Source organism: Streptomyces sp. NPDC047108 (genome assembly GCF_040643575.1).
GTDB lineage: Bacteria > Actinomycetota > Actinomycetes > Streptomycetales > Streptomycetaceae > Streptomyces.
Genome location: NZ_JBEYUP010000003.1, coordinates 573,014 through 584,674 on the forward strand (window position 1 = coordinate 573,014; position 11,661 = coordinate 584,674).

9 protein-coding genes and 2 tRNA genes are annotated in these 11,661 nt (G+C 70.9%); 4 read left to right on the forward strand and 7 right to left on the reverse strand.

Translation table 11 applies throughout. The annotated features are described in order from the left end of the window. Positions 1-33 precede the first annotated feature (33 nt). The 4 genes from ABZ822_RS10670 to ABZ822_RS10685 all read right to left on the reverse strand — a co-directional run bounded on the left by ABZ822_RS10670 (position 34) and on the right by ABZ822_RS10685 (position 5,903). Positions 34-1,965, reverse strand: a complete 1,932-nt coding sequence (locus ABZ822_RS10670) for an ABC transporter ATP-binding protein (protein WP_360850108.1) — start codon at positions 1,963-1,965, stop codon at positions 34-36. After that, positions 1,962-3,695 (reverse strand): ABC transporter ATP-binding protein, encoded by a 1,734-nt coding sequence (locus tag ABZ822_RS10675; RefSeq protein WP_360850111.1) that lies wholly within the window; start codon positions 3,693-3,695, stop codon positions 1,962-1,964. The genes ABZ822_RS10670 and ABZ822_RS10675 overlap by 4 nt, the downstream gene beginning before the upstream one ends. 92 nt (positions 3,696-3,787) lie before the next feature. Further along, positions 3,788-5,299, reverse strand: a complete 1,512-nt coding sequence (locus tag ABZ822_RS10680) for an FGGY family carbohydrate kinase (RefSeq protein WP_360850114.1) — start codon at positions 5,297-5,299, stop codon at positions 3,788-3,790. A 304-nt stretch (positions 5,300-5,603) separates the two neighbouring features. Next, a complete protein-coding gene (locus tag ABZ822_RS10685) occupies positions 5,604-5,903 on the reverse strand; it encodes a YtxH domain-containing protein (protein ID WP_360850117.1) in 300 nt (99 codons plus the stop codon). Positions 5,904-6,062: 159 nt separating this feature from the next. Here ABZ822_RS10685 and ABZ822_RS10690 point away from each other — a divergent pair. Together ABZ822_RS10690 and ABZ822_RS10695 are read left to right on the forward strand one after the other, a co-directional pair. Continuing rightward, a tRNA-Asn gene (locus ABZ822_RS10690) sits at positions 6,063-6,135 on the forward strand. Positions 6,136-6,313: 178 nt separating this feature from the next. Then, a tRNA-Ile gene (locus ABZ822_RS10695) sits at positions 6,314-6,387 on the forward strand. Positions 6,388-7,218: 831 nt separating this feature from the next. Here the strand turns inward: ABZ822_RS10695 and ABZ822_RS10700 are convergent. The 3 genes from ABZ822_RS10700 to ABZ822_RS10710 all read right to left on the reverse strand — a co-directional run bounded on the left by ABZ822_RS10700 (position 7,219) and on the right by ABZ822_RS10710 (position 10,380). Next, the gene (locus ABZ822_RS10700; RefSeq protein WP_360850120.1) at positions 7,219-8,004 is read right to left on the reverse strand and encodes an MBL fold metallo-hydrolase; all 786 of its coding nucleotides are present in this window, start codon (positions 8,002-8,004) and stop codon (positions 7,219-7,221) included. Between the two features lie 71 nt (positions 8,005-8,075). Beyond that, positions 8,076-9,377: a multidrug effflux MFS transporter gene (locus ABZ822_RS10705; protein ID WP_360850123.1), complete on the reverse strand. Its 1,302-nt coding sequence runs from the start codon at positions 9,375-9,377 to the stop codon at positions 8,076-8,078. A 142-nt stretch (positions 9,378-9,519) separates the two neighbouring features. Further along, complete coding sequence (locus ABZ822_RS10710) at positions 9,520-10,380, reverse strand: NAD(P)H-binding protein (RefSeq protein WP_360850126.1); 861 nt, start codon at positions 10,378-10,380, stop codon at positions 9,520-9,522. 77 nt (positions 10,381-10,457) lie between these two features. On the opposite strand from ABZ822_RS10710, the gene ABZ822_RS10715 reads away from it, so the two are divergent. Both ABZ822_RS10715 and ABZ822_RS10720 read left to right on the forward strand, forming a co-directional pair. Next, a complete protein-coding gene (locus tag ABZ822_RS10715) occupies positions 10,458-10,904 on the forward strand; it encodes an Rrf2 family transcriptional regulator (protein WP_360850129.1) in 447 nt (148 codons plus the stop codon). A gap of 341 nt (positions 10,905-11,245) precedes the next feature. Then, on the forward strand, positions 11,246-11,608 hold the full coding sequence (locus tag ABZ822_RS10720) for a YbjQ family protein (protein ID WP_360850132.1): 363 nt from the start codon (positions 11,246-11,248) through the stop codon (positions 11,606-11,608). Positions 11,609-11,661 lie beyond the last annotated feature (53 nt).

Sequence of the window (11,661 nt, forward strand, 5' to 3'; positions counted from 1 at the left end):
CTACCGCGTACGGCTGTTCTGCCTCAGGTGCGGCTATTCGACCTCCGCGACCGCCTGGGCGAACTGGGCCGCGTACAGCCGCGCGTACGCGCCGCCCGACGTCAGCAGCACTTCGTGCGTGCCCTGCTCCACGATCGAGCCGTTCTCCATCACCAGGATCACGTCGGCGTCGCGGATCGTGGACAGCCGGTGCGCGATGACGAAGCTCGTCCTGCCCCGGCTCAGCCCGGCCATCGCCCGCTGGATCAGCACCTCGGTCCGGGTGTCCACCGAACTGGTCGCCTCGTCCAGCACCAGGATCACCGGATCGGACAGGAACGCCCGCGCGATGGTGATGAGTTGCTTCTCGCCCGCGCTGACGCCCGAGCCCTCGTCCTCGATGACCGTGTCGTAGCCGTCGGGCAGGGTGCGGATGAAGCGGTCGGCGTGCGCGGCCCGCGCCGCCTCCTCGATCTCCTCGCGGGTCACCTCGCGCGAGGCGCCGTACGCGATGTTCTCCGCGATCGTGCCGCCGAACAGCCAGGTGTCCTGGAGCACCATGCCGATCCCGGACCTCAGGTGCTCCCGCGGCAGCGTCGCCGTGTCCACCCCGTCGATGGTGATCCGGCCGCCGCTCACCTCGTAGAACCGCATCAGCAGATTGACGAGCGTGGTCTTGCCGGCGCCGGTCGGGCCCACGATCGCGACCGTCTGGCCCGGCTCGACCGCGAGCGACAGGTCGTCGATGAGCGGCTTGTCCACCTCGTAGCGGAAGGACACGCCCTCCAGCGCGACCCGGCCGCGGCGCACCGGGAGCGCGGGCGCGGAGACGGGGTCGGGCGACTGCTCCTCCGCGTCGAGCAGTTCGAAGATCCGCTCGGCGGAGGCGACACCGGACTGCACGAGGTTCGCCATCGAGGCGACCTGTGTCAGCGGCATCGAGAACTGCCGCGAGTACTGGACGAACGCCTGCACGTCACCGATCGACAGCGCGCCCGAGGCGACCCGCAGCCCGCCGACCACGGCCACCAGCACGTAGTTGATGTTGCTCACGAACATCATCAGCGGCTGCATGCTGCCGCTGATGAACTGCGCCTTGAAACCGGCCTTGAAGAGCGCCTGGTTCTGTTCGGCGAAGTCCGCGGCCGACTCCTTCTGCCGACCGAAGACCTTCACCAGCGCATGCCCGGTGTACATCTCCTCGATATGGGCGTTGAGCGTGCCCGTCGTCTTCCACTGCTGGACGAACTCCGGCTGCGCGCGCTTGCCGATCCGCCGTGCGACGGTCAACGACAGCGGAACGGTCACCAGCGCGACCAGGGCCAGCAGCGGCGAGATCCAGACCATCATCACCAGCACGCCGACGATGGTCAGCAGGGAGTTGACGAGCTGCCCCAGCGTCTGCTGCAGCGTCTGCGCGATGTTGTCGATGTCGTTGGTGGCCCGGCTGAGGACCTCGCCGCGCTTCTGCCGGTCGAAGTACGACAGCGGCAACCGCGACAGCTTCGCCTGCACCTGCTCGCGCATCCGGAACACGGTGCCGTTGACGGCCCGGTTGGAGAGCCGTGTGGCGACCAGCATCAGCACCCCGGCCGTGGCGAAGATCGCCAGCGCGAACAGCAGGACGCCGCCCACCGCGCCGAAGTCGATGCCCTGGCCCGGGTGGAAGTCCGTGCCCGAGAGCATGTCGGCGACGCCGTCGTCGCCCCGGTCCCTCAGGCCCTCGATCGCCTGGTCCTTGCTGAGCCCGTCCGGCATCTGCCGTCCGACGATCCCCGCGAAGACCAGGTTGGTGGCGTCACCGAGGATCTTCGGCCCCGCCACCGAGAACCCGACGCTGCACACCAGCGCCGACACCATCGCGATCAGCGTGGTCCGTTCGGGACGGAACTGCCGCAGCAGCCGTTTGCCCGAACCCTTGAAGTCCATCGAGCGCTGGACGGGACCCCCGCCCATCATGCGCGCCATCGGTCCCCCGCCGCTCATGCCGCCTCGGCCTCCGTGAGCTGGGAGAGCACGATCTCCCGGTAGGTCTCGTTGTCCTGCATCAGATCGTGGTGCCGGCCGGTTCCGACGATCTGGCCCTCGTCGAGCACCACGATCCGGTCGGCGTCGCGGATGGTCGACACCCGCTGGGCGACGATCACCACGGTCGCCCGGGCCGTCTCCTCGGCCAGCGCCAGGCGCAGCGCGGCGTCCGTCGCGTAGTCCAGGGCCGAGAAGGAGTCGTCGAAGAGGTAGATCTCCGGGCGCTGCACGAGGGTGCGGGCGATCGCGAGCCGCTGCCGCTGCCCGCCGGAGACGTTCGTACCGCCCTGCGCGACCGGCGCGTCGAGCCCGCCCTCCAGCCGCTCGACGAAGTCCTTCGCCTGCGCCACCTCCAGGGCGCGCCACAGCTCGTCGTCGGTCGCCCCGGGCCGCCCGTAGCGCAGGTTCGAGGCGACGGTGCCGGCGAAGAGGTACGGCCGCTGCGGCACCATCCCCACCGTCCGGGCCAGGAGCGCGGGCTCCAGGCGCCGTACGTCCTCTCCGTCGACGAGCACCGCACCGCCCGTCGCGTCGAACAGCCGCGGTACGAGCCCGAGCAGCGTCGACTTGCCGCTGCCCGTGGAGCCGATGACGGCCGTCGTCTCGCCGGGCCGGGCGACCAGCGAGATGCCGTGCAGCACGGGGGCCTCCGCGCCCGGGTAGCGGAAGTCGGCGTCGCGGATCTCCAGGTGGCCGTGGCGGGCCAGTTCGGTGACGGGCTCGGCCGGCGGCACCACGCTCGACCGGGTGTCCAGCACCTCCTGGATGCGCTCGGCGCACACCTCGGCCCGCGGCACCATCATGAACATGAAGGCGGCCATCATCACCGCCATCACGATCTGCATCAGATAGGCGAGGAACGCGGTCAGCGCGCCGATCTCCATCCCGCCGCTCGCGATCCGGTGCGCGCCGAACCAGACCACCGCGACGCTGGAGAGGTTCACCACCGTGGTCACGGTCGGGAACATCAGCGCCATCAGCCGTCCGGTCGCCAGCGACACGTCCGTCAGCTCGTGGTTGGCCGTGCCGAAGCGCTGCTGCTCGTAGGTGTCGCGGACGAAGGCCCGGATGACGCGGTTGCCGGTGATCTGCTCCCGCAGCACGCGGTTGACCGTGTCGATACGGGTCTGCATGGTCCGGAACAGCGGGCGCATCCTGCGGATGATCAGGCTCACCGCGATGCCCAGGACCGGCACCACCGCCAGCAGCACCCCGGACAGCGGCACGTCCTGACCGAGCGCCAGCACGATCCCGCCCACACACATGATGGGTGCGGTGACCATGAGCGTGAAGGCCATGACCACCAGCATCTGGACCTGCTGGACGTCGTTGGTGGTGCGCGTGATCAGCGAGGGTGCCCCGAACGTCGCGACCTCACGCGCCGAGAAGCTCTGCACCCGGTCGAAGACGGCGGCCCGTACGTCACGGCCCAGGGCGGCGGCGGTGCGTGCACCGAAGTAGACGGCCCCGATGTTGCCGACGACCTGGACCACGCTGATCGCGAGCATGAGCCCGCCGAAGCGCAGGATGTAGCCGGTGTCGCCCGCCACCACGCCCTGGTCGATGATGTCGGCGTTGAGCGTCGGCAGGTAGAGCGTGGCCGTCGTCTGGACGAGTTGCAGGAGCACCAGCACGGCGATGGTGCGTCGGTACGGACCCAGGTGGGCCCGCAGGAGTCGGATCAGCATGCATCCCTCTTCGGTTCGGCGCAGGCGCACTGCGCTGCCGGGACCACCCTGCCGCCTCAACTTCGGTTGAGGTCAAACGAGTTTTCCCACCTTCAGCCGCGCGTGAAAGCGCCCGGGTGGGTCTCCTCGCGCACCGCGGCGAACTGCTGCCGCACGGCGTGACCCACCGCCAGGTCCGCGCCCGGCTCGCCCGCCGTCTCTCCCGTACCCGGGTCGAACACCTGCGCCGACGGCCCCTGCCACAGCGGTGGCTGCTGCGGCGACAGCGTGCCCTGTGCCACGCCGAGCGCCCAGGCCGCCTGGCGGGCCGCCCCGATGGCCGCGTAGTCGGCGGCCTGCGGAACGATCACCTGGCCGCCGAGGATGGCCGGTGCCAGAGCCTGCACGGCCGGCAGTTCGGCCGCCCCGCCCAGGAGGAACACCCGTCCCGTGGCCTCCCCGCCCGCCTGGACGCCGCGCCCCCGCAGCACGTCGAGCGCGTCGGCCAGGCCGCACAGCATGCCTTCGAACGCCGCCCGCGCCAGATGCTCCGGCTTCATGCTCTCCCGCCGCAGTCCCGCCAGCGTCCCGGCGGTGTGCGGGAGGTACGGGGTCCGCTCGCCCTCCAGGTAGGGGAGCAGCACCAGCCCGTGCGAGCCGGGCGTGGACTTCAGCGCGAGCGCGGACAGCCCGTCGAGGTCGGTGCCGAGCAGCTCGGCGGTGCCCCGCAGGACGCGTACGGCGTTGAGCGTGTGCACGACCGGCAGATGCATGCCGGTCGCGTCGGCGAACGAGGTGATGGTGCCGGTGGAGTCCGCCAGTGGCTCGTGGTGCACGGCGAAGATCGAGCCCGAGGCACCGAGCGACACCACCACGTCGCCGAGGCCCACGCCGAGCGCGAAGGACGCGGCCATGGTCTCGCCCGTACCGGCGGAGATCAGCAGCCCCTCGGGTGTGGTCCCGGCGGGCTCGGAGGGGCCGAGGACGTCCGGCAGGGCCACCGGACGGCCCAGCGCCAGCTCCACGAGGTCCGGGCGGTAGGCGCCGGTGGCCGCCGACCAGTAGCCGGTGCCCGAGGCCCCGCCGCGGTCGGTGGTCTGACGGGGCGGGCGGCCCAGCAGCTGCCAGACCAGCCAGTCGTGCGGCTGCAGCACGGCGGCCGTGCGCTGGGCCGCCTCGGGTTCGTTCCGCGCCATCCAGCGCAGTTTCGCGACGGGCTGCGCGGCCGTCGGCACGGACCCCACGGCCTCGGCCCACGCCGGCCGCCCGCCGAGCGCGTCGATGAGATCGGCGGCGGCGGACTGGGCGCGCTTGTCGTTGCCGAGCAGGGCGGGCCGTACGAGAGAACCCTCGGCGTCGAGCGGTACGAGTCCGTGCTGCTGGGCCGAGACGCCGATGGCCTGCACGCCTTCGAGGACCCCGCCGGCCGCCGCCTCGCCGAGCGACATCAGCCACATCTGCGGATCGATCTCGGTCCGCTTCGCGCCGCCGGCCTCGTCCTCGGCCTGTCCGGGTTCGGGGGGATGCGGGGCACAGCCCTGCCTGAGCACGGCACCCGTGTCGGTGTCGCAGACGACGATGCGTGTGTACCCGTAAGAGCTGTCCAGACCGGCGACTATCCCCATGCCGACAGATGATGCCGCATACACGGGGTGATGCGGCCGGGTCGGAACGAGGTCGCGGGAGCCGGGTGGCCGCCCGTGCGACCAGGGAGCACGCCCGGTGAGGGCGGCAGGATGCCGTCCGGCCTCGTGAGAGGGGGTGGCGGGGGCCCGCGTTGAGAGGATGCGGCGGCGTTCGGACGCCGCGCTCGGGAACCGCTGAGCGCGGGGACGGAGGGGCGGACGTGATCGTGATCACACGACGGAAGGGCGGAGGCGGGGGAGCCGTGGCCCGGCCCGGGCGCTCGGCCCGGGCCGGTGAGGTGCTCTAGGTGTTCGTGGTGCCCCAGTCGTCGGCCTCCTGGGACCGCTGGTCGCGCAGAGAGCGCACACGCTCCGTCACGGCGTCCGGCAGGCGGTCACCCACCTTGGAGCCGACCGACTCCATGGCCCGCGACGCGGCGCGCCGGCCGTTCGTCGCCGCGGCCTCCGCCGCGTTGCGGACCGCCGGGTTCTGGGAGACCTGCCGCGCGGACTTCATGAGCTGCTCGTACCGCTCCCGCCCGGCCCGCGCTCCCAGCACGTAACCGACGGCGAGACCGGAGATGAACGTGAGCCGGTACCGCATGGCTTCCACCCTTCACTCGATGCCTACTGAGCGCATGCCCAGCCTGGTGGGTGCCGATGCGGATACCGATTTCGGCGCACCCCCTGGCATGCGCTAATGTATTGCTCGCAGCGAGGGAACGCCCCCGGAGAGCAATCCGGGCGGGTCCGAGCGGAGCAGTCCCCTGTAGCTCAATTGGCAGAGCAGCCGGCTGTTAACCGGCAGGTTACTGGTTCGAGTCCAGTCGGGGGAGCACACGATGAAGGCCCCGGTCGCGGGGCCTTTTTTCATGACATCGCGAGGGCGGGAACCGCGGACACCGTGATCGATGTCATCCAAGCGAGGTGACTGCAGCCCACACGGGCGGCAGATCTTATGAGCAGCTATGCTGCGGCAGACGGCGCGCACAGGTGTGCGCGGCGCGCCGATACGGGGCGGTAGCTCAGCCGGTTAGAGCAGCGGACTCATAATCCGTCGGTCGTGGGTTCGAGTCCCACCCGCCCCACTGTGCAGGCTTCTGACCTAAGGAAACGTCTCAACGCGGGCGTGGATCCAGGACTTTGCCCCAACGGACCGAATCCGCTGCTCAAGAGTCCGGCGACGGCTCGCCCGCCGCAGCCGCAGCAGACGGCCAGGCAGCGGTGCTCCAGGCGTCCTTCCGGACGAGCGCGAGCAGCGGCGCGGCCCACCTCGCCGCTGCTCGCGATGAGGAGTCAGATCCGCTGGTGCCTATCCCCGGCAGGGAAAGGCTGTGAGGCGCGGGCCGACCCATGCTCGGAGTCATGAACGGGAAACACAGCTCGGGGACTTCCTATGGATTCGGCACTCCCGGCTGCGGCCCGACGAGGTCGGGGCTCCCACGTACGGGGAGCACGGCCGCGTGCCGGGCCTTCGCCCCGAGGAGCTCGCGCTGCTCGCCGGGGTGAGCGCCTCGTAGTACGCCTGGCTGGAACTGGGGCATTCGCTCAACGTCTCGTCAGGGGTGCTGGACGCATCGCCCGGGCCCTACGTCCGGACGAGGCCGAGCGTCAGCACCTGCACGACCTGGCCCGATCGGCCAAGCCCTGCAGCCGCCGGCGCCCCGCGCCGGAGCCGAACGCCCAACTGCCGGATGCGCTGGGGGACGTCCCCGCGATCGTGATCGGCCGGCGCAGTGCCTCGGCGGCCACGGCCGGGTACGCCGCCGCGACAGACACCGGCACCCAGCAACGGCGCCCAGCGCCCGCGTCGGTGGCGAAGGCCCGTGATCGCCTCCGGCGGAAGCGGGAGGAGCGGTCGGAGAGGACCGTGGCGCAGGCGCCGTCCCGACGAGCAGCCACAGTAGGGACGACAGCACTCAGTTGCCTACGGGCGGGAGCGGAACAGGTTCTCCGTCGTCCACGATCATGGCGGTGATGCCGCGTGCCTCCGCGGCCCGGCGGAAGCGCCGCTCGATGTCGGGCTGCTCGGTGTAGGCGGGCGGGTTGTGGAAGAGCCCGTAGTGCATCGCGCAGACCGCGGAGGCGCCGAGGACTTTGGCGGCCTCGACTGCCTGCTCGGGTGTCATGGTGACGGGTACGTCGGCTTCGTAGCCCTCGAAGCGGCATATGACGCCGTTGACGGGCACGAACGCGATATCGAAGGGGCCGTGGTCGCGGGCGATCTGCCACCAGTTGCCGTGCCACATGGTGTCACCGCAGTGGATGATCCGCCGGCCTCCGCCCGCCACGATCCAGGCGACCTGGTCGCAGTCGCCGCCCCTCCAGTCCAGGGAGGTGACCGGCGTCACGGTCAAGGAGCCGACACGGCGCGGCTGTTCGAGCTCCTGCGGGATCACGTCGATGCCGGCCTCCCTGAGCTCCGGCGCGATCGGGGTGTGACAGCCGACGGTGCCGGAGAGAGCGAGCCGGGCGATCAGTTCCCGGTCGTAGTGGTCAGGGTGCAGGTGGGTGACCAGGGCGTGTGTCCCGGAGGGGCTGTCGACGGCAGGCACGGGCCGCCGCGGTGACCCCATGACGGGAGCGAGCGGCTCGACGTGTTCGAGTGGGTCGATGAGAACGCTGGTGTCGCCGAGACTGATCTCGACGCCGGCCCAGGCCAGGCGACGCACGCGGAACGTTTCTGTGGGGATCTGGCTGGTCATGGTGAGCCTCCTGATGTGGCTGGTCGCCACTGTTCGGACACGGGTCTGCGGATGTGCGACGGTCGTCGCCGTCACCGCGGAAGGTGATGGGCGGGCTTGGGCGGTTCGTGCAGGGCGGGGGCGCCTGCGCCGGATCGGCGGCGGCGGTGCGCGGCCGGGGGACGTGCGAGTACGGCGAGGGTGACGGCCGCCGCGGCGGTGAGTGCGGCCATGACCGCGGCCATGGGTGTCACATCGCCGGGCCCGTGCACGCCTGCCAGGGGCGCGGCCAGGCCACCGAACAGGAACTGGCCGCAGCCGAGCAGCGCCGCTGCGGCGCCGGCGTGAGCGCCGTGGTTCTCCAGGGCCAGCGCGGGCGTGTTGGGCAGCACGAGCCCCACGCTCGTGATCACGACGAAGAGGGCGGCGAGCACCGGCCACAGCCCCGCGCCGGTGAGCGCGAGGACGAGGAGGGCGACACTGCCGGAGGCCGAGCCGATCACACCGCAGCCCAGCAGCGGCCGGGCGCCGACGCGGCGGACGGCCCGTCCGTTCGCCTGGGCAGCGGCGACGAGTCCCAAGGCGTTCATGGCGAAAACGACGCTGTACTGCTGCGGCGACAGACCGTAGATCTGCTGGAGCACGAAGGGGGAACCCGAGATGTAGACGAACATGGCCGCGAACACCAGCGCGTTGGCGAGCGCGTACCCCATCAGAATCCGGTCCCTCAGCAGCCGGCCGTACACCGATCCGGCCGCTCGCAGACCGCCGGGCCGACGGCGGTGCGCGGGGTGGCTCTCCGGCAGCGCAATGAGGCATACGACGAAGACCACGACACTCAGCGCGGCGAGCGCGACGAAGATCTCGCGCCAGCCCGACTGTCTCAGGATCTGGGCGCCCGCGAGCGGGGCGACTATCGGCGCGAGGCCCGTCACCAGCAGCAGCAGCGAGAAGTACCGTGCCGCCGCCCGCCCGGTGTGGAGGTCACGCACGTACGCATAGGCGATGACGAGAGCGAAGGCACCGCTTGCCCCCTGCAGGCCCCGGAGGAGGACGAGGATCTCCGCGTTCGGGGCGAGGGCGCACGAGAAGCCTGCCGCCGCGTACCCGGCGAGTCCGAACAGCAGCGGTCTTCGCCTGCCGAGCGCATCGCTCATCGGGCCGGCCACGAGCTGGCCGACGGCCAGACCGACGAGGCAGGCCGTCACCGTCAGCTGGACCCTCGACGCGGAGCTGTCCAGATCCTCTGCGAGCCGGGGCAGGCCCGGTACATACGCGTCGGTGGACAGCGGTCCGAGCGCGACGAGAAGGGCAAGGATCACCAGGACCGAAGCACTCCGCGCGGGGTCCTCCACCGCAGGATCGGCACCGTTTCTCTTCTTGTTCTTGGCCAATTCCGAATTCCTCTGTTCAAGCAGGGAGGGGTAACGGGGCGATCGGACAGCGCGTGGCGTCCGGAGCCGGAGCCGATGCCGCCGGCCCGGCTCCGGACCTCACCGCCTCCGCCGAGCCGCCGTCGCCCCGCCCGTCCCGCGGTCAGGACGTCAGTGCCGCTCGGACGACATCGGCCAGAGCCATCGGTTGACGTCCAGTCAGGTCGGCGACCGCCGAGCTGACGTTTGCCAGATAGCCCTCGCGCGCCGCCGCGCCGAAAGAGGTCACGAGGTCCGCGGTCTCCTCCGGGAGTCCGGCGGCCCGCAGCCCGTCCGTGGACGTGTTGTCGTCGATGCTCACGAGTTCGACGTCACGGCCGCCGATCTCGCGTGCGAGGGCGGCGAGGGCGGCGCCGCTCAGCGCCTCGGGCCCGGTGACGTCGTATGCCAGATTCTCGTGCCCGCCCCCGGTCAGGACCGCGGCCGCCGCCGCGGCGCAGTCTTCCCGGGTCACATACGCGGTGGCCCCGGCGCCGCTGTTGGTCACGAGTCGGCCCGAGGCGACTGCTCGTTCGATGACCGGCACCTGCAGGTGCGCGTAGAGGTTGTTGCGCAGCACCGTCCACCGCAGGCCGCTGTCGCGCAGCGCCTGCTCCGTGCCGGCATGGTCGGCGACCACCCGCGCGGGGTTCCCCGGCACCGGTTCCGGCACGGAGGTGTACACGATGTGCCGGACGCCCGCGTCAGCCGCGGCCCGCACAGCCGCGCGCTGCTGTTCGAGACGCGCACCGACCGCATCGGTCGATATGAGCAGGAGCCGGTCCACGCCCTTGAACGCGGTGGCGAGGGTGAGCGGATCACCGAAGTCGACCCGCCGGACGTCGGCGCCGCGGTCGGCAAGGTCGGCAAGCGTCTCCGGACGCCGAGTCGCGAGCACGATCTCCCGCGGATCGACGGCCTGCAGTGCGAAGCGAGTGGCGGCGCGTCCCAGGGGCCCGGAGGCTCCGGTGATGGCGATCGTCATCGTCGATCCAATCTGTAGCTATCGTGATTACGAATTTGACTGTAGCCATGACGGTTACGAAATGGCAAGATGGAGCCATGGCCCGGTCGACCAACACCCAGTTCGCCGTCGCCGTGCACGTGCTGACCTATCTCGCGGGCGCCGCAGGCCGCCCCGTGAGCTCGGGAGAACTTTCCGAAAGCACCAAGGTCAACGCGGTCCATGTGCGCCGGGTGCTCGGCCCGCTGCGCAACGCCGGACTCGTACGGTCACGCCCCGGCGTCCACGGAGGCTGGGAACTTGCCACCGACGCACGGGACATCACGCTCGCCGAGATATGGCGCCTCCTCCAGGGCGCCGACCCCGTACTGGGACTGCACGGACCCGACCCCGCGTGTGCCACCGGCCGCACCGTCCAGAACGCGCTCACCGCACTCGATCGAACAATCGCCGACGCCATCACCGCCCAACTCGAAGACGTGACCGTCCGCGACGTCCTCACCGGACGCGCCGACGCCACGCCCCAACCGCCCCGGACCGGCTGATACCGAGAGCGCATGTTTGGCGGGAGCAGTGGTGAATGAGCCACGCCGGACGGGGACTGGGCGCGCGGGTGCGTTCGTGGCCGGACCGTGCGTGATGCGGGGGGAGTTGGGGCCGGGCGGCGTCGCGGAGCGGCTGAAAGGGCCTCCGGTGCTGTCCAAAAGCGTCATGTCGGAGATGTGTTTGAGCAACACGTACTCAGGTTCACTACCTCATACCGCCGGTAACTTACTCCCGTTCTTGTTCACGGTCCCTCCACCGCAGGGCACTTCACGCTGGTCGCGTCGAGCAGCCGCGCTGGGTGCCGTGACACCCCCATCGTTCTTCTAGGAGTGAAACAGCCATGGGCCTCGACGAATTCGGTGGCGGCCAGCCCTCGAGCGACGTCCTCGTCGTCACGACCAACGACCTTCCGGGCCACCGCGTCGACGCCGTGGTGGGCGAGGTGTTCGGCCTGACGGTGCGTTCGCGGCATGCCGGTGCCCAGCTCGGTGCCAGTCTGAAGTCGTTCGTCGGCGGTGAGTTGCGCGGTCTGACCAAGACACTGGTGCAGTCCCGCAACGAGGCGATGGACCGCCTCATCGAGCAGGCACGTGCTCGCGGCGCCAATGCCGTGCTCGGTTTCCGCTTCGACGTCGAGGAAGCCCTCGGCGTCGGCACCGAGGTGTGCGCCTACGGGACCGCCGCCGTCGTGTCGCGGATCTGAGCCCCCGGTCCCGCGGAGTCCGGGCGGCCACGCCGATGGGCGGCCCGGACTCC

Excerpts from the sequence above, each read along its gene's own strand:
- ABZ822_RS10710 (WP_360850126.1), bottom strand. The coding sequence starts at position 10,380 with ATGACGATCGCCATCACCGGAGCCTCCGGGCCCCTGGGACGCGCCGCC.
- ABZ822_RS10685 (WP_360850117.1), bottom strand. The coding sequence starts at position 5,903 with ATGCGGTACCGGCTCACGTTCATCTCCGGTCTCGCCGTCGGTTACGTG.
- ABZ822_RS10670 (WP_360850108.1), bottom strand. The coding sequence starts at position 1,965 with ATGAGCGGCGGGGGACCGATGGCGCGCATGATGGGCGGGGGTCCCGTC.
- ABZ822_RS10715 (WP_360850129.1), top strand. The coding sequence starts at position 10,458 with ATGGCCCGGTCGACCAACACCCAGTTCGCCGTCGCCGTGCACGTGCTG.
- ABZ822_RS10720 (WP_360850132.1), top strand. The coding sequence starts at position 11,246 with ATGGGCCTCGACGAATTCGGTGGCGGCCAGCCCTCGAGCGACGTCCTC.
- ABZ822_RS10675 (WP_360850111.1), bottom strand. The coding sequence starts at position 3,695 with ATGCTGATCCGACTCCTGCGGGCCCACCTGGGTCCGTACCGACGCACC.
- ABZ822_RS10700 (WP_360850120.1), bottom strand. The coding sequence starts at position 8,004 with ATGACCAGCCAGATCCCCACAGAAACGTTCCGCGTGCGTCGCCTGGCC.
- ABZ822_RS10680 (WP_360850114.1), bottom strand. The coding sequence starts at position 5,299 with ATGGGGATAGTCGCCGGTCTGGACAGCTCTTACGGGTACACACGCATC.